Source organism: Streptomyces sp. NPDC002104, from assembly GCF_053593795.1.
In genome coordinates this window covers 62,012-86,080 of record NZ_JBSFDF010000001.1, presented here as the reverse complement: position 1 = coordinate 86,080, position 24,069 = coordinate 62,012, and the positions used below count along the sequence as shown (strand labels likewise).

Genomic DNA, 24,069 nt, shown 5'->3' with positions numbered 1-24,069 from the left:
TCCGGGGCCGAGCCGCGGGAACCCCCCGCCCGCCGGGCTCACTCCCCCAGCGCGTGGATCCCCGCCACACCCCAGTCGGTCTTGCGGATCTGCCGCCGCAGCTTGCGCAGGCGCAGCCCCGTCACCCGCTCCGCGTACACCGCGCCGTCCAGGTGATCGCATTCGTGCTGCAGGCAGCGGGCGAAGAAACCGGTCCCGGAGATCCGCGCGGGCGAGCCGTCCGAGGTGACGCCCTCCACGACGGCCTCGTCGAAGCGCACCGTGGACGCCTCCAGCCCCGGCAGGGACAGGCACCCCTCGGGGCCCGCGAACTCCTCGCCGCCCGTGGACACCAGCCGCGGGTTGACGATGTGCCCGACGTGGCGGACGTCCTCGTCGTCGGGGCAGTCGTATACGAACACCCGCTGCCCGACGCCGATCTGGTTCGCGGCGAGGCCCACGCCCTGGGCGGCGTACATCGTCGCGAACATGTCCTCGATGAGCCGGCCGAGGGCCGGACCGAACTCGGTGACCTCCGCGCAAGCGGAATGGAGCACCGGGTCGCCCAGCAGGCTCATGGTGCGGACGATGCCGGAGGTACCGGGAAGGGGGCGCTGTCGCATGGCCGTAAGAGTACGACGGGCGACTATATGAGGAGATCTTCGGCGGACCGGGGGCGCCGCGGTCGGGGCGCGGGCAGGTCATGGATAGGCTGGGGGCGACCGACGCAAGGAGGACAAGGGACGATGGCAGGCAACACAGAGCCGCTTTCGCCGCGGGCCAAGCTGGCCGTGACGGCGGGCAAGGCCGCGGCGGCGGTGTCGCGGGCCGCGGGACGCGGAAGCGGATCGGTGATCGGAGGCAAGGTCGCGCTCAAACTCGACCCCGATCTCCTCGGCGCACTGGCGCAGCATCTCGACGTCGTCCTCGTCTCGGCGACGAACGGCAAGACCACGACGACCCGGCTCATCGCGGAGGCCCTGCGGGCCAGCGGTCCGGTCGTCTCCAACGCGCTGGGCGCGAACATGCCCGCGGGCATCACCTCCGCCCTGGCGGGCGGCTCGGACGCCCGGTACGGCGTCATCGAGGTGGACGAGAAGTACCTGGCCGGAGTGGCCCGGGACGTCACCCCCAAGGTGATCGCCCTGCTGAACCTCTCCCGCGACCAGCTGGACCGCGCCGCCGAGACCCGCATGCTCGCGGAGAAGTGGCGCGAGGGCCTCTCCGGCTCCAAGGCGGTCGTCGTCGCGAACGCGGACGACCCGCTCATCGTGTGGGCCGCCTCGTCCTCGCAGAACGTGGTGTGGGTCGCGGCCGGCCAGGAGTGGAAGGACGACGCCTGGTCGTGCCCCTCCTGCGGTGGCGTCATGCAGCGTCCGGGCGACGACTGGTTCTGCGGCGAGTGCGGTTTCCGGCGTCCCACCCCGAGCTGGGTGCTCTCCGGTGACCACGTGCTCGACCCGCACGGCAGCGCCTGGCCGATCAGCCTCCAGCTCCCGGGCCGCGCCAACAAGGCGAACGCGGCCACCTCGGCCGCCGTCGCGGCCGTCTTCGGCGTCCCGCCGCAGGTGGCGCTGGAGCGGATGTACCAGGTGCAGGCCGTCGCCGGCCGCTACGACGTGGTCACCTTCCAGGGCCGCGAACTGCGGCTGCTGCTCGCGAAGAACCCGGCCGGCTGGCTGGAGACCTTCTCCCTGATCGACCCGCCGCCGACGCCGGTGATCCTGTCCGTCAACGCCCGCGGCGCGGACGGCACGGACACCTCCTGGCTGTGGGACGTGGACTACCCGCGCCTGGCCGGCCACCCGATCTTCGTGATCGGCGACCGCAAGCTGGACCTCGCGGTCCGGCTCGAAGTCGCGGGCCTGGACTTCCGGGTGTGCGAGACGATCGACGAGGCCGTGCAGCTGGCGCCGCCCGGACAGATCGAGCTGATCGCCAACTACACCGCCTTCCAGGACGTGCGCCGCCGCGTCGGCAACTAGTACCCATAAGGACAAGAGCATGAGCGACAACAGCCTGCGTCTGGTGTGGGTCTACCCCGACCTGCTCAGCACGTACGGAGACCAGGGCAACGCCCTGGTCGTCGAGCGCCGGGCCCGCCGGCGCGGCCTGGACGTGCAGCGCGTGGACGTGCGCAGCGACCAGCCGATCCCGACCTCGGGCGACATCTACCTGATCGGCGGCGGTGAGGACCGCCCGCAGCGGCTGGCCGCGGAGCGGCTGGTGCGCGACGGCGGCCTGGAGCGCGCCGTCTCCAACGGGGCGATCGTCTTCTCCGTCTGCGCCGGGTACCAGATCCTGGGGCAGGAGTTCGTCAACGACGTCGGCGAGCGCCAGCAGGGCCTCGGCCTGCTGGACGTGGTGACCGTGCGCGGCGAGGGCGAGCGGTGCGTCGGCGACGTGCTGGGCGACATCGACCCGCGGCTCGGCCTGCCGCAGCTGACCGGCTTCGAGAACCACCAGGGCGTCACGCACCTCGGCCCGACGGCCAGGCCCTTCGCCCGGGTCACGAAGGGCCGCGGCAACGGCACCGGCGACGGCACCGAAGGCGCGTACAACGACACGGTGTTCGGCACGTACATGCACGGTCCCGTGCTGGCGCGCAACCCGCAGATCGCGGACCTGCTGCTGAAGCTGGCCCTCGACGTGAACGCGCTGCCGCCCATCGACGACCGCTGGTACGAGGCGCTGCGCGCCGAGCGGATCGCGGCGGCCACGCAGCCCGCGTAGCCCGCACGGCACCCACGGTTCGGCCCGGATTCCCCTGGTGGGGTCCGGGCCGACGTGTTTTCGTACGACTGATCTGACCAGCATGTGGAGGATGGTTCAGTCCACCCTCGATCCGCTTGTAGGGTGCTGGGTAGTTCCAACCGGACGACGTGGTCCGGTCGTCGGCCCACGTTGCAAAGGTCCTCCTGCCATGCGCATTGGTGTGCTCACTTCCGGAGGCGACTGCCCCGGGCTCAATGCCGTCATCCGCTCCGTCGTGCACCGCGCCGTCGTCGACCACGGCGACGAGGTCATAGGTTTCCACGACGGCTGGCGCGGCCTCCTGGAGTGCGATTACCGCAAGCTCGACCTGGACGCCGTGAGCGGCATCCTGGCCCGTGGCGGCACGATCCTGGGTTCCTCCCGGGTCCAGCCCGCCCATCTGCGCGACGGCGTGGAGCGGGCCCGCGGCCACGTGGCCGACCTCGGTCTGGACGCGATCATCCCGATCGGCGGCGAGGGCACCCTGAAGGCCGCGAACCTGCTCTCGCAGGGCGGTCTGCCGATCGTCGGCGTCCCCAAGACCATCGACAACGACATCGCCTCCACCGACGTCACCTTCGGCTTCGACACCGCCGTCGGGGTCGCCACCGAGGCCCTCGACCGGCTGAAGACCACCGCCGAGTCCCACCAGCGCGTGATGGTCGTGGAGGTCATGGGCCGCCACACCGGCTGGATCGCCCTGCACTCGGGCATGGCGGCCGGCGCGCACGCCATCGTCGTGCCGGAGCGGCCCTTCGACATCGAGGAGCTGACGGCGATCGTCGGCGAACGCTTCGAGCAGGGCAAGCGCTTCGCGATCGTCGTGGTCGCCGAGGGCGCCAAGCCCGCCGAGGGCAGCTCGATGGCGCTCGAGGAGGGCGGCACCGACATGTACGGCCACGAGCGGTTCGCCGGCATCGGCAACCGCCTCGCGGTCGAATTGGAGGAGCGTCTGGGCAAGGAGGCCCGGCCGGTCATCCTGGGCCACGTCCAGCGCGGCGGCACGCCCACGGCGTACGACCGTGTCCTGGCGACCCGCTTCGGCTGGCACGCGGTGGAGGCGGCGCACCGGGGCGAGTTCGGGATGCTGACGGCGCTGCGCGGCACGGACATCGTCATGGTCCCGCTCGACGAGGCCGTGCAGACCCTGAAGACGGTCCCGTCCGAGCGGTACGACGAGGCGCAGAACGTGCTGTGATCTTTCCCCTTTTCCCCGGGTGAATCCCGTAATGACCGCCCCCTGACGATGTCCGGTCCGGGGGCGGCATTACTGTGGTGGGGCACCACGGGTCAAGGAGTGAAGAGATTGAGCTACCTCGCGCACGACGGCATGGACATGCCCGGCATGGACATGGACCTGCCGCCCTTCACCCTCGGGCGCGGGCTGGAGTTCTCCTTCGACGCCTTCTTCCTGATCGGCTCGCTCCTCGGCCTCGCCCTGTACGGGTGGGGCGTGCTGCGGCTGCGCCGGCGCGGGGACGCCTGGCCGGCCGGCCGGACGGTCGCCTTCGCCATCGGCGTGCTGAGCGTGGCCCTGGTGATGTGCACCAAGCTGAACGACTACGGCATGGTCATGTTCAGCGTGCACATGGTCCAGCACATGGTGATCAGCATGCTCAGCCCGATCCTGCTGCTGCTGGGCGCCCCCGTGACGCTGGCGCTGCGCGCGCTGCCGCCGGCGGCCCGCGGCCACAAGGGGCCGCGCGAGCTGCTCCTGATGCTCCTGCACAGCCGGTACATGAAGGTGATCACCCATCCGGTGTTCACCATCCCGATGTTCATCGCCAGCCTCTACGGTCTGTACTTCACCCCGCTCTTCGACTTCCTGATGGGTTCGAAGACCGGGCACATCGCGATGATGGTGCACTTCCTCGCCGTCGGCCTCGTCTTCTTCTGGCCGATCATGGGTGTGGACCCGGGGCCGCACCGCCCCGGCTACGTGATGCGGATGCTGGAGCTGTTCGCCGGCATGCCCTTCCACGCCTTCTTCGGCATCGCGCTCATGATGGCCAGCGAGCCGATGATCAAGACGTACGCGAACCCGCCCGCCTCCCTGGGCATCGACCCGCTGCTCGACCAGCAGTGGGGCGGCGGCATCGCCTGGGCCTTCAGCGAGATCCCCTCGGTGCTGGTGCTGATCGCGCTGGTCTACCAGTGGTACCACTCGGAACAGCGGGCGGCGAAGCGCTCCGACCGGTCCGAGGAGCGCAACGGCGACCAGGAGCTGGCGGCCTACAACTCGTATCTCGCCTCGCTCCAGGCGCGTGGCCAGTAGCGCTGGACCACCTTCAGGCGCCACCATGGGGCATGACCGGATCCGTGAAGGCGATGGCGCTGATGACCTTCGCCTCTCTGGTGGCGATCGCCACGTATTCCGTGGCCCTCGGAAGCAACGGCTGGCTGTGGTTCGGCTGGGTCGTGCTGGGGCTGCTCACCGCGGGCATGGCGGCCTCGGGCGGAAGCTGAGCGGCTACCCGGGTAGCTACCGAGTAGCCATCTGAGTAGCCGCGCTCTCCACCCCCTGGTGCACCGTCCGTAGGATGTCCGTGACCAAGGGACGTCGACGGGAGCCGCCTGGTGTTCTACCACTTGCTCAAGCACGTGATCCTGGGGCCGCTGCTGCGGCTCCTGTTCCGGCCCCGCATCGAAGGACTGGAGAACATTCCCGAGGACGGCGCCGCGATCGTCGCCGGCAACCACCTCTCCTTCTCCGACCACTTCCTGATGCCCGCGATCCTCAAGCGGCGCATCACCTTCCTCGCCAAGGCCGAGTACTTCACCGGACCGGGCGTGAAGGGCAAGCTCACCGCCGCCTTCTTCCGCAGCGCCGGCCAGATCCCGGTCGACCGCTCCGGCAAGGACGCCGGTCAGGCCGCGCTGCGCGAAGGGCTCGGGGTGCTGTCCAAGGGCGAACTGCTCGGCATCTACCCGGAGGGCACCCGCTCGCACGACGGGCGCCTGTACAAGGGCAAGGTGGGCGTGGCCGCGATGGCGCTGGGCGCCGGGGTGCCCGTCGTCCCGTGCGCGATGGTCGGGACCTTCGAGATCCAGCCGCCCGGGCAGAAGATCCCCAGCATCCGGCGGGTCACGATCCGCTTCGGCCGGCCGCTGGACTTCTCCCGGTACGCGGGGATGGAGGGCGAGCGGGCCGTGCTGCGGGCCGTCACCGACGAGATCATGTACGAGGTCCTCGCCCTGTCCGGCCAGGAGTACGTGGACCGGTACGCCGCCGAGGTCAAGGCGGAGGAGGAGGAAGCACGGAAGAAGGCCCGGCGCAGGACGCGCTGAGCCTTCTCCCGTGGGGTGGGCGGGCGGGTGCGCCCGGTCCCGCTAGCGGATGGCCGGGAGCTCGTCGAGCGTCCGCTGGTCGGCGGCCGGGGCCGGCGCGATCAGCTTGGCGGCGACGGGAGCCGGGGCCACCGGGGTGGCGTGCGGGCCGCACGTCACGTCCTGGGCGTCGACCTGGCCGGTGAGCAGGTAGGTGTCGACCCGGGTGTTGATGCAGGGGTTCACCAGGTTGGTGACGCCGTGCGAACCGGCGTCCTTCTCGGTGATCAGACGCGAGCCGGCGAGCCGGTTATGCAGGGAGACCCCGCCCTTGTACGGCGTGGCGGCGTCACGCTCGGACTGCACGATCAGCACCGGCGGCAGGCCGCTCCGCTTGCCCGCGCCGACCTCGATGGCGTTGTGCTGCTTGGACTTCCAGGTGGCGCAGGGCAGGTTCATCCACGCGTTGGCCCAGGTCATGAAGGGGTACTGGGCGTGCAGCTTGGTGTTGTCCCGGTCCCACTTGGACCAGCTGGTGGGCCACTTGGCGTCGGCGCACTCCACGGCGGTGTAGACCGCGTTGCCGTTCTCCGCCGAGGCGTTGCCCGCGGTGTCGCTCATGTCGGGGGCGATGGCGTCGATCAGCGCCTGCTCGTCGCCGGCCTCGTACGCGGCCCAGGTCTGGGCGACGGGCACCCAGGAGGAGTCGTAGTACGGGGCGCTCTGGAAGAAGCCGATGAGCTCGGCCGGGCCGACGATCCCGCCGAGCGGGTTCGCCTTCGCCTTGGCGCGCAGCGTCAGCCACTTGGCCTCGACCGCGGCGCGGGTGGTGCCGAGGTGGAAGGAGGCGTCGTTCTTGGCGACCCAGTCCTCCCAGTCGTTCCAGCGGGTCTGGAAGGCGACGTCCTGGCCGAGGTTGGCCTCGTACCAGATGTTGTCGCGGGACGGGTCCACCACGCTGTCGACGATCATGCGGCGCACGTGCGTCGGGAACAGGGTCGCGTAGACCCCGCCGATGTAGGTGCCGTAGGAGACGCCGATGAAGTTCAGCTTCTTCTCACCGAGGGCGGCACGGATGACGTCCAGGTCACGCGCGATGTTCGGCGTGGTCATGAACGGCAGCATCTCGCCGCTGCGCTCCTTGCAGCCGTCCGCGTACTCCTCGGCGAGCTTGCGCTGGGCGTTCTTGTCGGCCTTGCTGTCCGGCACCGGGTCGGCCTTGGGGGCCTTGACGTACTCCTGCGGGTCGATGCAGGAGATCGGCGCGGAGTGGCCGACGCCGCGCGGGTCGAAGCCGACGAAGTCGTACGCCTTGGCCGTGTTCACCCACAGCGGGCTGTTGGTGGTGGTGCGGCGCGGGAAGCGCATGCCGGAGGCGCCCGGGCCGCCCGGGTTGTAGAGGAGCGCGCCCTGGCGCTCCTCCTTGGTGCCGGTGCTGACGGCGCGGTCGACCGCGAGGTCGATCGTCTTGCCGAAGGGCTTGCTGTAGTCGAGCGGGACCTTCACGTAGCCGCACTGGATGGGCGCCGCGAAGCCCCAGTCGGCCGGACAGTCCTTCCAGTCGATCCCGGTGCGGGCCGCGCGGGAGGCGGCGATCTGGGTGCCGATCGCCTCGGCGATCGGGTTGTCCCGGCCGTAGGACCCGGTCTCGAAGGACTGCGAGGCCGACGCGGACGGGGCGAGCAACAGGCCCGCCGCCAGCGTGCCGGTGATCAGGGTGGCGGCGCTCCCCAGCGCCGCGTTGCGTATCACGTGGTTGTTCCCCCTGCGTCATCTGCCGTCGTGGGCAGCGTGGTTCGTGCCGGTGTGGATGTGCGTCGGCATGTGCAGGGGATACTTCCGCCTGACCAGGAGCGGGCGACAGAGCGCGGGGCGGTTCTTTGCCAACCCGATATCCGGAAATGCGTGTACCGCTGAGCGGTGTCGGGTTCGTCCCGGGATCGGAGGCCCTCGGCCGGGGCCGGTCCGGGGGCCGCCGGGGGTCACCAACCGTAGTCGGCGCAGGCGGAGTCGAGCAGTTCGCGCAGTCGCAGCGCGTCCGGGGCCAGGGCCGTGATCAGGACCGCGGGGCCCGCCAGCGGGGTGAGCGCCGCGAACTCCCCCAGCATCCGGGCCCGCGGCGGGGCCGCGGCGAACTGCGGGTCCACCACCAGCAGCTGGCCCAGCGCCCGGTGGCCCGCGAGTCCCGCCGGGCCGTCCCAGCCGCCGGGTGCGCCGGGTCCGCAGGCCAGGTCCTGGTCGAGCAGCGGTTTCCCGTCCCGGGTCGCGGTGAGCCGGGCGCGCAGCAGGCCCGGCGTCTCACCGGTACGGCCGAGCACCTGCTCCTCGCGCAGCAGGAGCCGGGCGGTGGGGGCGAGTTCGGCGCGGGTGCGCACCCGCAGGTCGCTGCCGCGCACCGAGACGAGGGGTTCGGGCAGCCAGCGCACCGCCGCCCCGTCCCCGAGCCGCAGCCGTACGTCGTAGCGTGCCGGTTCCCCGTGCCGGCCGGGCAGCGCCAGGGTGGCGGCCGCCGAGCGGAGCACCAGCCGGGCGCCCGGCCCGGCGGTGGCCTCCACCCCGAGGTGGTCGCCGCCCAGCGGGGCGCTCATGGCGCCGACCAGCATGACGCCCGCCTCGCCCGGCCCGCCCCGGGTGCGGCGCAGGGCGAGCGGTCCCTCCCCGGCGAGCAGCGGCAGGGCGGTGGAGCCCCGCCCGTCGGCGACGGCGCCGATGCGGGCGGTGGCACGGAGGCCGGCCGGTGGGACCGTCTCCTCCGGGATCGCCGCGGGGATCACCGTAGGACTCGCCGCAGGGCTCACCGGGCGGTCCAGGCGGCGATCCGCTCGCGCACCCAGGCCGCCACCGGGCCAACGCCCTCCTCGCCGCGCAAGGACTGGAAGGCCACGGGCAGTTCGCCGCGCTGCTCGGCGGCGTCGCGGGCCATCCGGCCCAGGTCGGAGCCGACGTGCGGGGCGAGGTCGGTCTTGTTGATGACGAGCAGGTCGGCGGTGGTGACGCCGGGTCCGCCCTTGCGCGGGATGTCGTCCCCGCCGGCCACGTCGATGACGAAGATCTGGGCGTCGACGAGACCCCGGGAGAAGGTGGCGGTGAGGTTGTCCCCGCCGGACTCGACGAGGATCAGGTCGAGCCGTCCGTTCCCGTGGAAGGCCTCCTCCAGTTCCTCCACGGCCTCCAGGTTGGCGGAGATGTCGTCGCGGATGGCGGTGTGCGGGCAGGCGCCGGTCTCCACGGCGCTGATCCGCTCGGGCGGCAGGACGGCTTCGCGGAGCAGGAACTCGGCGTCCTCGCGCGTGTAGATGTCGTTGGTGACCACGGCCATGGACAGTTCCGCGCGCAGGGCCCGGCAGAGGGCGGCGACGGTGGCGGTCTTGCCGGAGCCGACCGGCCCGCCGAGGCCGATGCGCAGGGCCCGGCGGGTGCCGTCCGCGCGCAGCGGCTCGGCGCTGTGGGTGTGGCGGTGCGGGAAGGTCACCGCGTGATCGAGGTGCATGGGGGGTCTCCTTGTGCTGAAGCAGGCGGGATGCGGGGCCTGCGGGGCCCGTGCGGGGATCAGGAGGCGGGGGGGGGATCAGGGGCGGGGGGATCAGGAGGCGAACAGGCGTACCGGCCAGTCGGCATGGGCCTGCGCCGCGATGTCCAGCAGCGGCGAGGAGGCCGCGGGCAGGGTGTGCGTTCCCTCGGCGGCGGCCCGCAGCGCGGCCCGCTCCGCCTGCCGGGACACCGCGTCCAGCTCGGGGGCGAGCCCGGCCAGGACCTGGCTCGCCTGGAAGGGGTCCAGGCCGAGCAGCCGTACCGTGGCGGTGGCCGGGCCGCTGACGCTCTCGTACGCCGCCACGTGCGCGGCGTCCAGCGGCCCGAGCCCCGCCGACCGGGCGGTGACGCCGAGCACGACGGGCTGGTGCGCCCCGCGCGGGAACGCGGCCGCCAGCGCGTCCAGTTCTGCGCCGGGCCAGGTGGCGCGGGCGGCCCGCATCAGCTGGCGCCCGAGCCGCCTCCCGGCGGCGCGCAGTGCGGGCGAGGGGGTCCGGGCGTCGGCGGCCTCGTCGAGGGCCGCCGGGTCGCTCCCGTGGGCGGCCGCCGCGGCGAGGGCGGCCGCGACGAGCCCGGTGGTGTGCAGCCGGCCGCGGCAGAACTCCGCCAGGGTGGCGGCGTCGTGGATCCGGCCTGCCTTGCAGGCGGCCTCGGCCCCGCCGGAGTGGGCGTGCCCTCCGGCGGGGAAGCGGCCGTCGGCGAGGACGAGGAGGGTGGCGAGGCTCATCGCGAGGTCCGTCCTCTCAGAAGAGGAAATAGCGTTGGGCCATGGGGAGCTCCGCCGCCGGGGCCGGTTCCACCACCTCGCCGTCGATGGTGACGGTGAAGGTGTCGGCGTCGACTTCCACCCTCGGCATGGCGTCGTTGTTGCGCATGTCCTCCTTGGTCACCTTGCGGGTGCTCTCGATCGCGACGAACTCCTTGCCCAGGCCGAGCCGTTCGGGCAGTCCGTCGTCGAGGGCCGCCTGTGAGGTGAAGTTGAAGGAGTTGAGCCCGGGGGCCCGCCCGTACGCCCCGAACATCGGGCGCGGCAGCACCGGCTGCGGGGTGGGGATGGAGGCGTTGGCGTCGCCCATCTGCGCGTAGGCGATCTGGCCGCCCTTGATGACCAGTTCGGGCTTGACCCCGAAGAAGGCGGGGCTCCACAGCACCAGGTCGGCGAGCTTGCCGGTCTCGACGGAGCCGATCTCCCGGGCCAGCCCCTGGGCGACGGCCGGGTTGATCGTGTACTTGGCGACGTAGCGCCGGGCCCGGTGGTTGTCGGCGGGGCCGTCTCCGGGGAGGGAGCCGCGGCGCTTCTTCATCACGTGGGCCGTCTGCCAGGTGCGCAGGATGACCTCGCCGACGCGGCCCATGGCCTGGGCGTCGGAGGAGATGATCGAGATGGCTCCGAGGTCGTGCAGGACGTCCTCGGCGGCGATGGTGGAGGGGCGGATCCGGGACTCGGCGAAGGCCAGGTCCTCGGGGACGGCGGGGTTGAGGTGGTGGCAGACCATCAGCATGTCGAGGTGTTCCTCGACGGTGTTGACGGTGTGCGGCCGGGTGGGGTTGGTGGAGCTGGGCAGGATGTTCGGCTCGGAGACCACGGTGATGATGTCGGGGGCGTGCCCGCCGCCGGCGCCTTCGGTGTGGTACGAGTGGATGGTCCGGCCGCCGATGGCGGCGAGGGTGTCGGCGACGAACCCGGCCTCGTTGAGGGTGTCGGTGTGGATGGCGGCCTGGGCGCCGGTCTCCTCACAGACGGTGAGGCAGGCGTCGATGACGGCGGGGGTGGATCCCCAGTCCTCGTGGAGCTTGAAGCCGAGGGCTCCGCCGCGCAGTTGGGAGTACATGCCCTCGCGGGACATGGTGTTGCCCTTGCCGAGCAGGCCGATGTTGACGGGGTGGGCCTCCAGCGCGGCGAACATCCGGGCCAGGTGCCAGGGTCCGGGGGTGACGGTGGTGGCCTTGGTGCCCTCCGCGGGGCCGGTGCCGCCGCCGACGAGGGTGGTGATGCCGGAGGCGAGGGCCTCGTCGATCACGGTCGGGGAGATGAAGTGCACGTGGGCGTCGACGGCGCCGGCGGTGAGGATCTTCCCGTTGCCGGCGATGATCTCGGTCTCGGGGCCGATGACGAGCGCGCGGTCGACGCCGTCCATGGTGTCGGGGTTGCCGGCCTTGCCGATGCCGCAGATCCGGCCGTCGCGGATGCCGACGTCGGCCTTGACGATGCCCCAGTGGTCGAGGATCACCACACCGGTGATGACGGTGTCGGCGGCCCCTTCGGCGCGGGTGGTGCGGGCCTGTCCCATGGACTCGCGGATGACCTTGCCGCCGCCGAAGACGGCCTCGTCACCGGCCCGGCCGGGGCCGCCGGCGAGGTCCTGCTCGATCTCGACGAAGAGGTCGGTGTCGGCGAGGCGGATGCGGTCGCCCGTGGTGGGCCCGAAGAGGTCGGCGTAGACCTGGCGCGATATCTCAGCCATCGAGCGGCCCTCCGGTCTCGCCGCGCAGTCCGGGCACGGTGCGCAGCCCGGCCAGGGGGACGAGGGCCACGGCGACGGGGATGCCCGGCTCGAAGCGGACCGCGGTGCCGGCGGCGATGTCGAGTCGCTGTCCGCGGGCGGCCGTGCGGTCGAAGTCGAGGCCGGGGTTGGCCTCGGCGAAGTGGTAGTGCGAGCCGACCTGGACGGGCCGGTCGGCGGCGTTGAGCACGGTGATGCGGGTGACGGGCCGGCCCTCGTTGAGGCGCACCGGGCCGTCCCCGTAGGCGATTTCGCCGGGGATCATGCGGGTACTCGCTCTCAGACGATGGGGTCGTGGACGGTGACGAGCTTGGTGCCGTCCGGGAAGGTCGCCTCGACCTGGACGTCGTGGATCATCTCGGGTATCCCCTCCATGACCTCCTCGCGGGAGAGCACGGTCCGCCCGGAGGCCATCAGCTCGGCCACCGCCCGTCCGTCGCGGGCGCCTTCGAGGATGTGTGCGGTGATCAGGGCCACCACCTCGGGATGGTTGAGGAGCACACCCCGCGCCCTGCGTTTCTCGGCCACGTCCGCGGCCACGTGGATGAGCAGTCTCTCCTGCTCGTGGGGGGTCAGCTGCACAGCTATCACCAAGCTTCCGGGACATGATCGACATCGCGCCGAGCCGACCCTACGGGCCTTCAACACTTTGTTGACCTGCGCATATCCGAGCCAAGCGTCTCTTGCCCAACGCGGGGAAAGGCTTTCCCTCCCTCCCACCGCCGCTTTGCCGGCGCATGGGTGACCATTGACGGAAGGAACGTGGCCGCCACGCTAAGGGCCGTGTTTTTCAGCTGAGTTAACCCACGTTTCGGGCAGGTACCCGGTTCAACTCCGGGCATCGCACGGTCGGCTTCCGTATACGGAAGCCGGAGCCGGAGCGGAGCCGGGACCGGAGCCGGAGCCGGAGCCGGAGCCGGAGCCGGAGCCGGAAGCAGCATCCGCCGATCACAAGGAGCCGCATGTTCGTCAACCCCGTCCGCCACATCACCTTCGACGCACAGGAGCCCTACCGGCTGGCACGGTTCTGGTCCGCCGTGACCGGATTCCCCATCCACCCCGACGACCGGCCGGACGACGACGAGATCCTGCTGGACCCCGGTCAGCCGGGGGTTCCCGGGGTGCTCTTCGTCCGGGTGCCCGAGGGCAAGTCCGCCAAGAACCGGGTGCACCTGGACATCCAGCCCGTGACCGGGACCCGCGACGAGAACGTCGAGCGGCTCATCGGGCTGGGCGCGAAGCTCCAGGCCGACCACCGCCGGGAGGACGGCCTGGGCTGGGTCACCCTGACCGACCCCGAGGGCAACGAACTGTGCATCGAGCGCAGCGTGTCGGAGCGCGCCGGGTCCTGACCGGCCTCAGCAGCCGGTACGGGTCCGCGCCGGAGCGCCGGCGGCCGCGGCCGTCCAGGGCAGGGCGATCCACACGGTCTTGCCGCCGTCCTCGGTCGGGCTGACCGAGAGCCGGCCGCCCGCCTCCGCCGCGAGCCAGCGGATGATGACCATCCCCCGGCCGTTGTCCTGCTGGACGGCGGCCGGGAGCCGCTTGGGCCAGCGCGGGTGGCTGTCGGTGACGCCGATGCGCAGCCACTCCTCGCGCTCCAGGCGGATGTCCACCGTGAAGGTCGGCGACTGGCCGAAGGTGTGCTGTACGGAGTTGGTGGCCAGTTCCGAGACGATGAGCCGGATGCTGTCCGCGGCGTCGGTGTCCTCGGACAGTCCCCACTCGCCCAGTACCTCCGCGACGTAGCGGCGGGCGGCCGCGACCGAGGCGGGATCGCTCGGCAGAGTGACGGATGCTTCCAGGTGGTCTGCCATGGCGACGGTCCCTTTCCCACCGGGGCGAAACCGCCCCGGATCTGTGCTGGACGCCAGAGTGCCACCCATCGTCCCGTCGTTTCCGCCGATCCCTCAAGATATGCATATATCTGTCGCTCAATGCGGTGAACTCTGCTACGGAAGAGCGTATTTGGACGGCAGACTGGTGCGACCTGTGCCGGTGGAAGGAGGCGGGTGTGCAGCACGGTCCCGCGGTGCGTCGGCGCAAGCTCGGCGAGGAACTGCGTGCCCTTCGCGATCGGTCCGGTCTCACCAGCGGTGAGGCGGCCCGGCTGGCGGGATGGCACCAGTCGAAGATCAGCCGTATCGAGACGGGGCGCAGCGGCGTCAAGGAGGAGGACATCCGGATCCTGCTCGACGTCTACGGGGAGGACGTGGTGAGCGCGCAGCAGCGCGCCCTGCTGGAAGCCCTCTCGGCCTCGGCCGCGGGCCCCGCCCCGGACGCCGGCACCGGGCGCGGGCGCCAGTGGTGGCACGACTACCGGGGGCTGCTGCCGCAGGAGTACCGGGACTTCATCAGCCTGGAGGCGGGTGCCCGCTCCGCCCGCACCGTCGAACTGTCGGTGGTGCCGGGGCTGCTGCAGACCCCCGGGTACGCGCGTGCCGTGACCCGGGCCGCGCTGGGCGGGCTGCCGGAGCCGAAGGTGGACGCGCTGGTCGACGTACGGCTGGCGCGTCAGTCGGTGCTGCGGGCCGATCCGCCGCTGGAGCTGAGCGCGGTGCTGGACGAGGCGGTGCTGCGCCGCTCGATCGGCGGGGCGGGGGTGATGGAGGAACAGCTGAGGCACCTGGTGGAGGTGGCGCGTTTGCCCCAAGTGCGGCTTCAGGTACTGCCGTTCAGTGTGGGGGGACATCTCGGCCTGACAGGACCGTTCGTCATCTTCTCATTTCCGAACATCGCCGATCTGGATGTGGTGGTACTCGACCATTTGACGAGTAGCCTCTATCTGGAGCGGAAGGAAGACCTTGAGGCGTACAGCGCCGCGTTCCGCACCATCCAGGCGCACGCCCTCCCGCCCCGCGATTCGTCGGATCTCATCAGCGCCCTCGCTGACGACGCGTAAGGAGGCACTCCCGTGTCCGCAACCCCCTTATCCACAGGCGGACTTCTGAACAGCGCTCGGTGGCGGCGAAGCAGCCGCAGCACCGGAATGAACAACTGTGTGGAAACGGCCGTGCTCAGCGGCGGCCTGCTCGCCGTCCGCGATTCCAAGCGGACGGACGGCCCGGCCGTGCTCTTCACCGGGCCGGCCTGGGACGGCTTCCTCGTCTCCGTTCGTGCGGATCTCGGAACGTAGGAATCAGCGGTCCGTGGCTCCGGCCGGAGCGGTCCGCAGGATCGTCTCCACCGCACGGCTGATCTCGTCCCCCGTGAGATCCGCCCGCGCGGTCAGTCGCAGCCGGGAAATGCCGTCCGGCACCGACGGCGGCCGGAAGCACCCCACGGACAGACCTGCCTCGCGGCAGTCGGCGGCCCAGCGCAGTGCCGCCGAAGCCGACGGGGCCCGTACCGACACCACGGCCGCGTCCGGCCGGGCCGCGGTCAGGCCGGACGCGGTGAGCCGCCCGTACAGCTCGGCGGCCACCGCGCGGGCCCGGTCCGCACGCCGCGGTTCCCGCTCCAGCAGGCGCAGGGCCGCCAGTGCGGCTCCCGTCGCGGCCGGGGCCAGCCCGGTGTCGAAGATGAAGGTCCGCGCCGTGTTGACCAGGTGCCGGATCACCTTGGCCGGGCCGAGCACCGCACCGCCCTGGCTGCCCAGGGACTTCGAGAGGGTCAGCGTCGCGACCACCCCGGGAGCCCCGGCGAGCCCGGCCGCGTGCAGCGCCCCTCGGCCGCCCTCGCCCAGCACCCCGAGGCCGTGCGCGTCGTCCACGAGCAGGGCCGCGCCCCGGTCCCGGCACGCCTCGGCGTGGGCGGCGAGCGGGGCGGCGTCCCCGTCGACCGAGAACACCGAGTCGGTGACCAGCAGCGCCCGCCCCCGGTGGGCGGCGAGGGTCTTGCGGGCGGCGTCCGGGTCGGAGTGCGGGACCACGGCGGTGTCGGCCCGCGAGAGCCGGCAGCCGTCCACGATCGAGGCGTGGTTGCCCGCGTCGGAGACCACCAGGGTGCCCCGGTCGCTGAGCGCGGTGACGGCGGCCAGGTTCGCCGCGTACCCGGAGGAGAGGACCAGCGCCGCCTCGAACCCGCAGAAGGCGGCCAGCTCCCGCTCCAGTTCGGCGTGCAGTTCGGTGGTGCCCGTGACCAGCCGCGATCCGGTGGCCCCCGCGCCCCAGCGCTCGGCGGCCTCGCGCGCCCCGCGTACGGTCTCCGGGTGCCGGGACAGCCCGAGGTAGTCGTTGCTCGCGAGGTCGAGGAGCGGGGAGGCCGCCGGGCGCGGACGCAGCGTCCGGACGAGTCCGGCCTGCTCCCTGGCCCGCTCCGCGTCGTCGATCCAGGAGAAGACGTCCACGGGGGCGGGGGTGTGCTGGTGCGGCATCGACGGTCCTCGGCTTTTTGTCGGCAGTCCACAGACCTGCCCGACCCTAACCGCCCGTGACCCCTGCGTCAGGTGTGGCGATACACACACTCTCTTCCGGCCATGTTGTTCGATCTCTCCTTGGCCGGGAGTGCCCGGGTGGGACAGGATCGGCATCATGGACCTGCTGAACACCCTCGTGGACAAGGGGCTGCGGCGTGAGCTGCCGACCCGCGAAGAGGCACTCGCCGTGCTGGCGACCTCTGACGACGAACTGCTCGACGTGGTGGCCGCGGCCGGCAAGGTGCGCCGGCAGTGGTTCGGCCGCCGGGTCAAGCTGAACTACCTGGTCAACCTGAAGTCGGGGCTCTGCCCCGAGGACTGCTCGTACTGTTCCCAGCGCCTGGGATCGAAGGCCGAGATCCTCAAGTACACGTGGCTGAAGCCCGACGAGGCCTCCCAGGCCGCGGCCGCGGGCGTCGCCGGCGGGGCCAAGCGGGTCTGTCTGGTGGCGAGCGGGCGGGGTCCGACGGACCGCGACGTGGACCGCGTCGGCAAGACGATCGCGGCCATCAAGGAGCAGAACGAGGGCGTCGAGGTGTGCGCCTGCCTCGGTCTGCTCTCGGACGGCCAGGCCGAACGCCTGAAGGACGCGGGCGCGGATGCCTACAACCACAACCTGAACACCTCCGAGGCCACGTACGGCCAGATCACCAAGACCCACACCTACGCGGACCGGGTCGACACGGTGCAGAAGGCGCACGCCGCCGGCCTGTCGGCCTGCTCGGGCCTGATCGCGGGCATGGGCGAGAGCGACGAGGACCTCGTCGACGTCGTCTACGCGCTGCGCGAGCTCGACAGCGACTCGGTCCCCGTCAACTTCCTGATCCCCTTCGAGGGCACCCCGCTGGCCAAGGAGTGGAACCTCACCCCGCAGCGCGCCCTGCGCATCCTCGCGATGGTCCGCTTCGTCTGCCCCGACGTCGAGGTCCGCATCGCGGGCGGCCGCGAGGTGCACCTGCGCACCCTGCAGCCGCTGGCGCTGCACATCGCGAACTCGATCTTCCTGGGCGACTACCTGACCAGTGAGGGCCAGGCCGGACAGGCCGACCTCGACATGATCGCGGACGCCGGTTTCGAGGTGGAGGGCGCCGGTACGACGACCCTTCCCGCGCACCGCGCCGACGTCGCGGCGGCGGCCACCACTGCCACCGGCGGCTGCGGTTCGAAGGGCTCCGGCGCCTCGGTCTGCGGCTCCTCCGCCACCGAGGACGCGGCAGCCGGCTGCGGTTCGGCGTGCGGCGGCTGCTCGGGCCACGCCGGGCACGAGGCCCCCGTGGCGGCCTCCGTGGCCTCCGTGGCCGCCGCGGCCGAGGGTCCCGTACCGGCTCAGGCGGAGGCGGGCGACGTCCGGTCCGACCTGGTCGCGGTACGCCGTCGCGGTGCGGGAACGGATCTCGCGCCCAATGCCTGACCAGCACCACGCGCAGCACTCGCCCGACGCGCTGCCGGCCGCCGAACTGCTCGCGCTGGACCGGCAGCACGTCTGGCACCCGTACGGCCCGATGCCCGGGCGGCAGGAGCCGCTCGTCGTCGCCTCCGCCTCGGGGGTCCGCCTCCGGCTGGCGGAGCCCTCGCAGGGGCAGGACGAGCTGGTCGACGGCATGTCCTCCTGGTGGTCGGCGATCCACGGGTACAACCACCCGGCGCTGAACGAGGCGGTCACCGGCCAGCTCGGCAGGATGTCGCACGTGATGTTCGGCGGGCTCACCCACGAGCCCGCCGTACGGCTGGCCGCGAAGCTCGTCGAGCTCACCCCGGCCGGCCTGGAGCACGTCTTCCTCGCCGACTCGGGCTCGGTCTCCGTCGAGGTCGCGGTGAAGATGTGCCTGCAGTACTGGCGTTCGGTGGGACGCCCCGGCAAGAGCCGTCTGCTGACCTGGCGGGGCGGCTACCACGGGGACACCTGGCAGCCGATGGCCGTCTGCGATCCCGAGGGCGGCATGCACGAGCTGTGGTCGGGGATCCTCCCGCGCCAGCTCTTCGCGGACGCCCCGCCGAGCGGTTTCTCCGCTCCGCTGGACGAGTCCTACGTCGCCCACCTGCGCTCCCTGCTCTCCGCGCACCGGGACGAACTGGCGGCCGTGATCGTGGAGCCGGTGGTCCAGGGCGCGGGCGGCATGCGCTTCCACAACCCGGGCTACCTCCGGGTGCTGCGGGAGCTGTGCGACGAGTTCGACGTGCTGCTCATCCTGGACGAGATCGCCACCGGTTTCGGCCGCACGGGCGCGCTGTTCGCGGCGGACCACGCCGGGATCACCCCGGACGTGATGTGCCTGGGCAAGGCCCTGACCGGTGGTTACCTCACCCTCGCCGCCACGCTCTGCACGGAGCGGGTCGCGGACGGCATCTCGCGGGGCGAGGTCCCGGTCCTGGCCCACGGGCCGACCTTCATGGGCAATCCGCTGGCCACCGCGGTGGCCCTGGCCTCCATCGACCTGCTGCTCGGCCAGGACTGGCAGGGCGAGGTCAAGCGCATCGAGGCCGGCCTGCTGGAGGGCCTGGCCCCGGCCGCGGAGCTGCCGGGCGTCCAGGAGGTACGGGTCCAGGGCGCCATCGGCGTCGTCCAGCTCGACCACCCGGTCGACATGGCCCGCGCCACGGCGGCGGCGGTCCGGGAGGGCGTCTGGCTGCGCCCGTTCCGGGACCTGATCTACACCATGCCGCCGTACGTGACGGCCGACACCGACGTGGCCCGCATCTGCCGGGCCGTCGTCGCGGCCGCGAGGGAGTCCTGAGATGGCGGTACTGATGGTCTCGGGAACGGGAACCGAGATCGGCAAGACGGTCGTCACCTCGGCCGTCGCGGCGGCCGCGCTGGCGGCGAACCTCTCGGTGGCCGTGCTGAAGCCGGCCCAGACGGGCGTCGGCCCGGACGAGCCCGGCGACGCGGCGGAGGTCGGCCGGCTGGCCGGCTCGTCCGTCACCACGGCCGAACTGGCCCGCTATCCGGAGCCGCTGGCCCCGGACACGGCGGCCCGGCGCTCGGGGCTCCCGACGCTCTCCCCGGAGCGGATCGCCGAGGCGGCCCGCGAGCTCGCCCTCTCCCACGACCTGGTCCTGGTCGAGGGCGCGGGCGGCCTCCTGGTCCGCTTCGACGAGGCCGGGCACACCCTGGCGGACGCGGCCCGCCTGCTCGGCGCCCCGGTGCTGATCGTGGCCCCGGCGGGCCTCGGCACCCTCAACTCCACCGCCCTCACGGCCGAGGCCCTGCGCGCCCGCGGCCTCGACTCCCCGGGCGTGGTGATCGGCAGCTGGCCGGCCGAGCCCGACCTGGCCTCCCGCTGCAACCTGGCCGACCTGCCCTCGGTCTCCGGACTGCCCCTCCTGGGCGCGGTACCGGCCGGCGCGGGCACCCTCCCCCCGGCGGACTTCCGTGCCTCGGCGCCCGGCTGGCTCGCCGCCCCCCTCCACGGCACCTGGTCGGCGCCTTCCGGCTGACGCGGCCGCCCAGGGGTGGGGCCGGACGGGGGAACGGCCGGCGCCGCGCGCCCACCTGCAGGTGTCGTGGTGGGGGCGCGCGGCGGGGCGGATGAGGATCGGGGCGTGGGCTTCCTCGTGCCGGTCCTCTTCGCGCTGTTCGCGGCGCTCAGCAACGCCCTCGCGACCGTGCTCCAGCGGCGGGCGGCGCTCGTCGTGCCCCAGAGCGACGGGTTCCGCTTCGGGCTGGTGCTCGACCTGCTGCGGCAGCCGCTCTGGATCGGCGGGATCCTGGCGGTGATCGCGGCCGGCGCCGGGCAGGCCGTCGCGCTGGCCACGGGCGCGCTGGCTCTCGTACAGCCCCTGTTCGTGCTGGAGCTGCCGCTCGCGCTGCTGATCGCCTCGCTGGTGACGCGGACCCGGATGGCGGGGCGGCTGTGGCTCGCCGTGGGGGCGGTCGTGACCGGGCTCGGAGTCCTCCTGGTGGCCGCCTCACCGGCGGGGAACCGTACGGCCGTGCCGGCCGACCGCTGGCTCCTGGCCCTGGTGGCGTGCGCACTGGCGGTGACGGCGCTCTCCGTACTCGGCCTGCGGCGGCGACCGGGCCGGATGCGGGCCGGCTGCCTCGGCGCGGCCACCGCCGTCTGCTACGCGCTGACCGCCGCGCTGATGAAGTCGGCCATGCACGTGCTCGACGACGACGGCATCGGCGCCTTCCTGCGCACCTGGGAGACCTACGCCTTCGGCGCGACCGGGATCTGCGCCCTCCTGCTCCTCGAACACGCCATGCAGGGCGGCCCCCTGGTCGCCTCCCAGCCCGCGCTGACGCTCGGCGACGCGGGCGTGAGCGTCGCCCTGGGCGTCCTGCTCTACGAGGAGCACCTCCGGGCCCACTGGTGGCTGCTGCCGCAGCTCCTGGGCCTGACCCTGATCTGCGCCGGAGTACTCGCCCTGGTCAGGGACGGCTCGGGGGACGATGCCGGAGCGACGTGAGCCGGCCGCACCGGGCCGGCGGGGCGGTTGTCCGCGTCATCGCGTACCCGCGTACCCGTGTGCTTCGGGCTCCGCTCCGCGTCCCGCCCTGGGTGGGACGCGGCCGTGTCAGCCCGTCTCCACCAGCGGCTTGACCCAGCGCCGCCAGTGGTCCTCGCGGTGGTAGCCGGCCGCGGCCCAGGCCCGCTGCGCGCGTTCGTTCGCTTCGAGGACCATCGCGTCACCACGGCGGCCCCCGACGGCCACGAAGCGGCGCTCGGCCGCCTCCAGGAGCGCCGTGGCGATCCCCTGCCGGCGACGGCTGGGCAGCACGGCGAGCCGGTACAGGGACGCCCGCCAGCCGTCCCAGCCGGCGATCACGGATCCGACCAGGACCCCGTCGATCTCCGCGAGGATCAGCGCCTCGGGATCGCGGGTGACGAGCCGGGTGACGCCCTCCGCGTCGTCCGTGATCGAGGTGCCCTCCGCGGCCTCCTTCCAGAAGGCGAGGACGGTCTCGGCGTCGGCCGGCACGGCGGCCCGTATGCGCAGATCGTTCATGCCCCGGAGCCAAGCACGAGGGGCAAGCGGCCCGCCACCGACTTCCGCCCGGCGAGACCGGCCGCGGGCACACCCGCGCCCGTCTCCCGGACGCGGACGCGCGCGGGATGCGAAGATCGTGCACATCCGGCCCCCGCCGGAGCATCACGGCGTCAGGGGCGGGCAGCAGGTCCACCGAAGGAACGATCCGCCCACTTTGCACTTCCTTTACCCTGTAGGCAGCTGTTCCTCTTCTCCCCTCGAACGAAAGGTGTGAGCGTCCGCCCATGGGCGAGCCTCCCAGTCCCCTCCCTCCCCGTCCGCGACAGCGCGCGACACCCCTCCTCCTGGCTGATCATGGGACGGAGGTGAAGGACCGATGACCGAAGTGCTCCTGCTCGTCGTGGCGCTGCTGCTCTGCCTTGCCTGCGGAGTCTTCGTCGCGGCCGAGTTCTCGCTGACCACCATCGAGCGCAGCGAACTGGAACGCGCCGTCGAGCGCGGCGATCGCGGCGCCGACAGCGCCCTGAACGCGGTCCGCAGCCTGACGTTCCAGCTCTCCGGCGCCCAGCTCGGCATCACCGTGACCGGCCTGGTCATCGGCATGATCTCCAAGCCCTCGATCGCCGCCCTCCTCAAGGGCCCCTTCGAGGCCATGGGGCTGTCCGCCGGGGCCGCGTCCTCGACCGCGCTGATCCTCGGCACCGTGCTGTCGACCGTCGTCCTGATGGTCGTGGGCGAGCTCGTCCCGAAGAACTGGGCGATCTCCTCCCCGCTGGCCGTCGCCAAGCGGGTCTCCACCTTCCAGCGGGTCTTCAGCCGTGCCTTCAGGCCCCTCATCAGCCATCTGAACACCACGGCGAACCACATGGTGCGCCGGTTCGGCATGGAACCCGCCGAGGAACTCGCCTCGGCACGCACCCCGCAGGAGCTGGCGGCCCTGGCCCGGCACTCCGCGAGGGCCGGCGCCCTGGAGAAGGACACCGCCGAACTGTTCATGCGGACCCTCAACCTCGCCGACCTGACCGCGGAGAACGTCATGACCCCGCGGGTCCAGGTCACCGCCCTCGACCTGCAGACCACCGCCGAGGACGTGGCGAACGCGACGCTCGCCACCGGTCTGTCCCGGTTCCCCGTCTACCGGGGCAGCCTCGACAGCGTCGTCGGCACCGTCCACATCAAGGACGTACTGGCCCTGGCGGCCGAGGAACGGCACCGCACCCCGGTGTCGCAACTGCTGCGCGAACCCCTCCTCGTACCGGAGTCGCTGACCGTGGACCGGCTGCTGGACCGGCTGTCCGGGAAGCAGACCATGGCCGTGGTCATCGACGAGTACGGCGGCACGGCCGGTGTGGCCACGCTGGAGGACATCGTCGAGGAGGTCGTCGGCGAGGTCCGCGACGAGCACGACCCGCACGAGACCCCCGACCTGGCCCCGGCCGGGGAGGACGACTCCGGGCGCACCCTGTACTCCGCGGACGGCTCCGCGCGCACCGACCAGCTCCAGCGGATCGGACTGCGCGTGCCGGACGGCCCGTACGAGACGCTGGCCGGTCTGATAGCGACCCAGCTGGGGCGGATCCCGCTGGTCGGCGACAGCCTGGAGCTCGACGGCTGGCGCCTGGACGTGGTGGACGCGAGCGGGCGGCGGGCCGCGCGGGTGCTGTTGCACGTGCCGGCCGAACCGGCCCCCGGCGATGGTGTGGAGGAGGCCCGATGACCGCCGTCCAGTTGCTGATCGGCCTGGCGACGCTCGTCGTCAACGCCTTCTTCGTCGGCGCGGAGTTCGCCATGATCTCCGTACGGCGCAGCCAGATCGAGTCACACGCCGAGCAGGGCGACCGCAGGGCGCGCGCCGTGCTGTGGGGCCTGGAGCACGTGTCGGCGCTCATGGCGGCGGCCCAGCTGGGCATCACCCTGTGCACCCTGGTGCTGGGTGTGGTGGCCGAGCCGGCCATCGCCCACCTGCTGACCCCGGCCTTCGACTTCTTCGGGGTGCCGTCCGGTCTGACCCACGCGATCTCCTTCGTGGTGGCGCTGGCCCTGGCCACGTACCTGCACATGCTCTTCGGCGAGATGCTGCCGAAGAACGTGGCGCTGGCGGAGCCGGTGCGCACCGCCCTGCTGCTGGGTCCGCCGCTGGTGGCCCTCACCCGGGGCCTGAGGCCGGTGATCTTCGCGATCAACGCCTTCGCCAACACCCTGCTGCGGCTGCTGCGGGTGGAGGTCAAGGACGAGGTCGCGGCGACCTTCTCGGACGACGAGCTGGCCCGGATCGTCAAGGACTCCAGCGACGCGGGACTCATCGACGACCGCGCGAGCGAGCGGCTCCACGACGCCCTGGAACTGGGGCGGCGGCCCGCGTCCGACGTGGTGCTGGCGGCGGACCGGGTGGTTCCGGCCCGCGAGGGCATCACCCCGGCCGGTCTGGAGCGGCTGTCGGCCGAGTCGGGGTACTCCCGGTTCCCGGTGATCGACGCGCAGGGCCGGATCCTGGGGTACCTGCACGTCAAGGACGCCCTGGACGCCATCGAGCGGGACGAGCCCTTCCCGGTCGCCGCGCTGCGGCCGATCGCGCAGGTCCGGGCGGAGACCCCGCTGGACGACGTGCTGACCGCGATGCGGCGCAGCCGTACGCACCTGGCGGCGGTGCTCGGGCCGGACGGGGTCATGACGGGTCTGGTCACGATGGAGGACGTGCTGCGGGAGCTGTTCGGCCGGCCGGCCGCGACGTAGCGGCCGGGGCGA

At 72.4% G+C, this 24,069-nt stretch carries 26 protein-coding genes; 15 read left to right on the top strand and 11 right to left on the bottom strand.

Translation table 11 applies throughout. The features are described from left to right. Positions 1–38 precede the first annotated feature (38 nt). Positions 39–602 (bottom strand): peptide deformylase, encoded by a 564-nt coding sequence (def, locus tag ACWCP2_RS00435; RefSeq protein WP_450906350.1) that lies wholly within the window; start codon positions 600–602, stop codon positions 39–41. A gap of 123 nt (positions 603–725) precedes the next feature. Here def and ACWCP2_RS00430 point away from each other — a divergent pair, with 123 nt between their 5' ends. From ACWCP2_RS00430 to ACWCP2_RS00405, 6 genes are all read left to right on the top strand, one after another. After that, positions 726–1,964 (top strand): MurT ligase domain-containing protein, encoded by a 1,239-nt coding sequence (locus ACWCP2_RS00430; protein ID WP_450906349.1) that lies wholly within the window; start codon positions 726–728, stop codon positions 1,962–1,964. Between the two features lie 19 nt (positions 1,965–1,983). Continuing rightward, positions 1,984–2,712: a type 1 glutamine amidotransferase gene (locus ACWCP2_RS00425; protein ID WP_450906348.1), complete on the top strand. Its 729-nt coding sequence runs from the start codon at positions 1,984–1,986 to the stop codon at positions 2,710–2,712. A 190-nt stretch (positions 2,713–2,902) separates the two neighbouring features. Beyond that, positions 2,903–3,931, top strand: a complete 1,029-nt coding sequence (locus ACWCP2_RS00420) for a 6-phosphofructokinase (protein ID WP_266910871.1) — start codon at positions 2,903–2,905, stop codon at positions 3,929–3,931. Between the two features lie 132 nt (positions 3,932–4,063). Beyond that, the gene (locus ACWCP2_RS00415; protein WP_450906674.1) at positions 4,064–5,008 is read left to right on the top strand and encodes a cytochrome c oxidase assembly protein; all 945 of its coding nucleotides are present in this window, start codon (positions 4,064–4,066) and stop codon (positions 5,006–5,008) included. Between the two features lie 32 nt (positions 5,009–5,040). Then, positions 5,041–5,199, top strand: a complete 159-nt coding sequence (locus ACWCP2_RS00410; protein WP_450906347.1) for a hypothetical protein — start codon at positions 5,041–5,043, stop codon at positions 5,197–5,199. 111 nt (positions 5,200–5,310) lie between these two features. Then, entirely contained in the window at positions 5,311–6,021 is a 711-nt protein-coding gene (locus ACWCP2_RS00405; RefSeq protein WP_450906346.1) for a lysophospholipid acyltransferase family protein, read from the top strand. 42 nt (positions 6,022–6,063) lie between these two features. Here ACWCP2_RS00405 and ACWCP2_RS00400 read toward each other — a convergent pair whose 3' ends face one another. From ACWCP2_RS00400 to ACWCP2_RS00370, 7 genes are all read right to left on the bottom strand, one after another. Beyond that, entirely contained in the window at positions 6,064–7,752 is a 1,689-nt protein-coding gene (locus ACWCP2_RS00400; protein ID WP_450906345.1) for an alpha/beta hydrolase, read from the bottom strand. A gap of 230 nt (positions 7,753–7,982) precedes the next feature. Further along, positions 7,983–8,774: an urease accessory protein UreD gene (locus ACWCP2_RS00395; protein WP_450906673.1), complete on the bottom strand. Its 792-nt coding sequence runs from the start codon at positions 8,772–8,774 to the stop codon at positions 7,983–7,985. Between the two features lie 20 nt (positions 8,775–8,794). Next, a complete protein-coding gene (gene ureG, locus ACWCP2_RS00390) occupies positions 8,795–9,490 on the bottom strand; it encodes an urease accessory protein UreG (RefSeq protein ID WP_450906344.1) in 696 nt (231 codons plus the stop codon). Positions 9,491–9,583: 93 nt separating this feature from the next. Beyond that, on the bottom strand, positions 9,584–10,258 hold the full coding sequence (locus ACWCP2_RS00385) for an urease accessory protein UreF (RefSeq protein ID WP_450906343.1): 675 nt from the start codon (positions 10,256–10,258) through the stop codon (positions 9,584–9,586). 16 nt (positions 10,259–10,274) lie between these two features. Continuing rightward, positions 10,275–11,996, bottom strand: a complete 1,722-nt coding sequence (locus ACWCP2_RS00380; protein ID WP_450906342.1) for an urease subunit alpha — start codon at positions 11,994–11,996, stop codon at positions 10,275–10,277. Then, entirely contained in the window at positions 11,989–12,300 is a 312-nt protein-coding gene (locus ACWCP2_RS00375; RefSeq protein WP_450906341.1) for an urease subunit beta, read from the bottom strand. Before ACWCP2_RS00375 ends, ACWCP2_RS00380 begins: the two co-directional genes overlap by 8 nt. A 14-nt stretch (positions 12,301–12,314) precedes the next feature. Then, entirely contained in the window at positions 12,315–12,617 is a 303-nt protein-coding gene (locus ACWCP2_RS00370; protein ID WP_450906340.1) for an urease subunit gamma, read from the bottom strand. Between the two features lie 380 nt (positions 12,618–12,997). On the opposite strand from ACWCP2_RS00370, the gene ACWCP2_RS00365 reads away from it, so the two are divergent. After that, positions 12,998–13,387, top strand: a complete 390-nt coding sequence (locus tag ACWCP2_RS00365; protein WP_450906339.1) for a VOC family protein — start codon at positions 12,998–13,000, stop codon at positions 13,385–13,387. Between the two features lie 6 nt (positions 13,388–13,393). Here the strand turns inward: ACWCP2_RS00365 and ACWCP2_RS00360 are convergent, their stop codons facing one another. After that, on the bottom strand, positions 13,394–13,852 hold the full coding sequence (locus ACWCP2_RS00360) for an ATP-binding protein (protein ID WP_450906338.1): 459 nt from the start codon (positions 13,850–13,852) through the stop codon (positions 13,394–13,396). A 197-nt stretch (positions 13,853–14,049) separates the two neighbouring features. Between ACWCP2_RS00360 and ACWCP2_RS00355 the strand changes: the two genes are divergently transcribed. Together ACWCP2_RS00355 and ACWCP2_RS00350 are read left to right on the top strand one after the other, a co-directional pair. Continuing rightward, a complete protein-coding gene (locus ACWCP2_RS00355; protein ID WP_450906337.1) occupies positions 14,050–14,937 on the top strand; it encodes a helix-turn-helix domain-containing protein in 888 nt (295 codons plus the stop codon). A gap of 12 nt (positions 14,938–14,949) precedes the next feature. Beyond that, positions 14,950–15,171: a DUF397 domain-containing protein gene (locus ACWCP2_RS00350; RefSeq protein ID WP_266876115.1), complete on the top strand. Its 222-nt coding sequence runs from the start codon at positions 14,950–14,952 to the stop codon at positions 15,169–15,171. Between the two features lie 3 nt (positions 15,172–15,174). Here the strand turns inward: ACWCP2_RS00350 and ACWCP2_RS00345 are convergent, their stop codons facing one another. Further along, on the bottom strand, positions 15,175–16,350 hold the full coding sequence (locus tag ACWCP2_RS00345; RefSeq protein ID WP_450906336.1) for an 8-amino-7-oxononanoate synthase: 1,176 nt from the start codon (positions 16,348–16,350) through the stop codon (positions 15,175–15,177). Positions 16,351–16,507: 157 nt separating this feature from the next. Between ACWCP2_RS00345 and bioB the strand changes: the two genes are divergently transcribed. From bioB to ACWCP2_RS00325, 4 genes are all read left to right on the top strand, one after another. Beyond that, positions 16,508–17,803, top strand: coding sequence for a biotin synthase BioB (gene bioB, locus ACWCP2_RS00340; RefSeq protein WP_450906335.1), 1,296 nt, complete (start codon positions 16,508–16,510; stop codon positions 17,801–17,803). Then, on the top strand, positions 17,796–19,127 hold the full coding sequence (locus ACWCP2_RS00335; RefSeq protein ID WP_450906334.1) for an adenosylmethionine--8-amino-7-oxononanoate transaminase: 1,332 nt from the start codon (positions 17,796–17,798) through the stop codon (positions 19,125–19,127). Before bioB ends, ACWCP2_RS00335 begins: the two co-directional genes overlap by 8 nt. A gap of 1 nt (position 19,128) precedes the next feature. Continuing rightward, positions 19,129–19,830 carry a dethiobiotin synthase gene (gene bioD / locus ACWCP2_RS00330; protein ID WP_450906333.1) on the top strand — a complete coding sequence of 234 codons (702 nt, stop codon included), beginning with the start codon at positions 19,129–19,131 and terminating at the stop codon, positions 19,828–19,830. A 105-nt stretch (positions 19,831–19,935) separates the two neighbouring features. Then, the gene (locus tag ACWCP2_RS00325; RefSeq protein WP_450906332.1) at positions 19,936–20,802 is read left to right on the top strand and encodes a DMT family transporter; all 867 of its coding nucleotides are present in this window, start codon (positions 19,936–19,938) and stop codon (positions 20,800–20,802) included. 108 nt (positions 20,803–20,910) lie between these two features. On the opposite strand, the gene ACWCP2_RS00320 is transcribed toward ACWCP2_RS00325, so the two are convergent. After that, positions 20,911–21,342 (bottom strand): GNAT family N-acetyltransferase, encoded by a 432-nt coding sequence (locus ACWCP2_RS00320; protein ID WP_450906331.1) that lies wholly within the window; start codon positions 21,340–21,342, stop codon positions 20,911–20,913. 358 nt (positions 21,343–21,700) lie between these two features. Here ACWCP2_RS00320 and ACWCP2_RS00315 point away from each other — a divergent pair, with 358 nt between their 5' ends. Both ACWCP2_RS00315 and ACWCP2_RS00310 read left to right on the top strand, forming a co-directional pair. Then, the gene (locus ACWCP2_RS00315) at positions 21,701–23,041 is read left to right on the top strand and encodes a hemolysin family protein (RefSeq protein ID WP_450906330.1); all 1,341 of its coding nucleotides are present in this window, start codon (positions 21,701–21,703) and stop codon (positions 23,039–23,041) included. Next, entirely contained in the window at positions 23,038–24,057 is a 1,020-nt protein-coding gene (locus tag ACWCP2_RS00310; protein WP_450906329.1) for a hemolysin family protein, read from the top strand. The genes ACWCP2_RS00315 and ACWCP2_RS00310 overlap by 4 nt, the downstream gene beginning before the upstream one ends. Positions 24,058–24,069 lie beyond the last annotated feature (12 nt).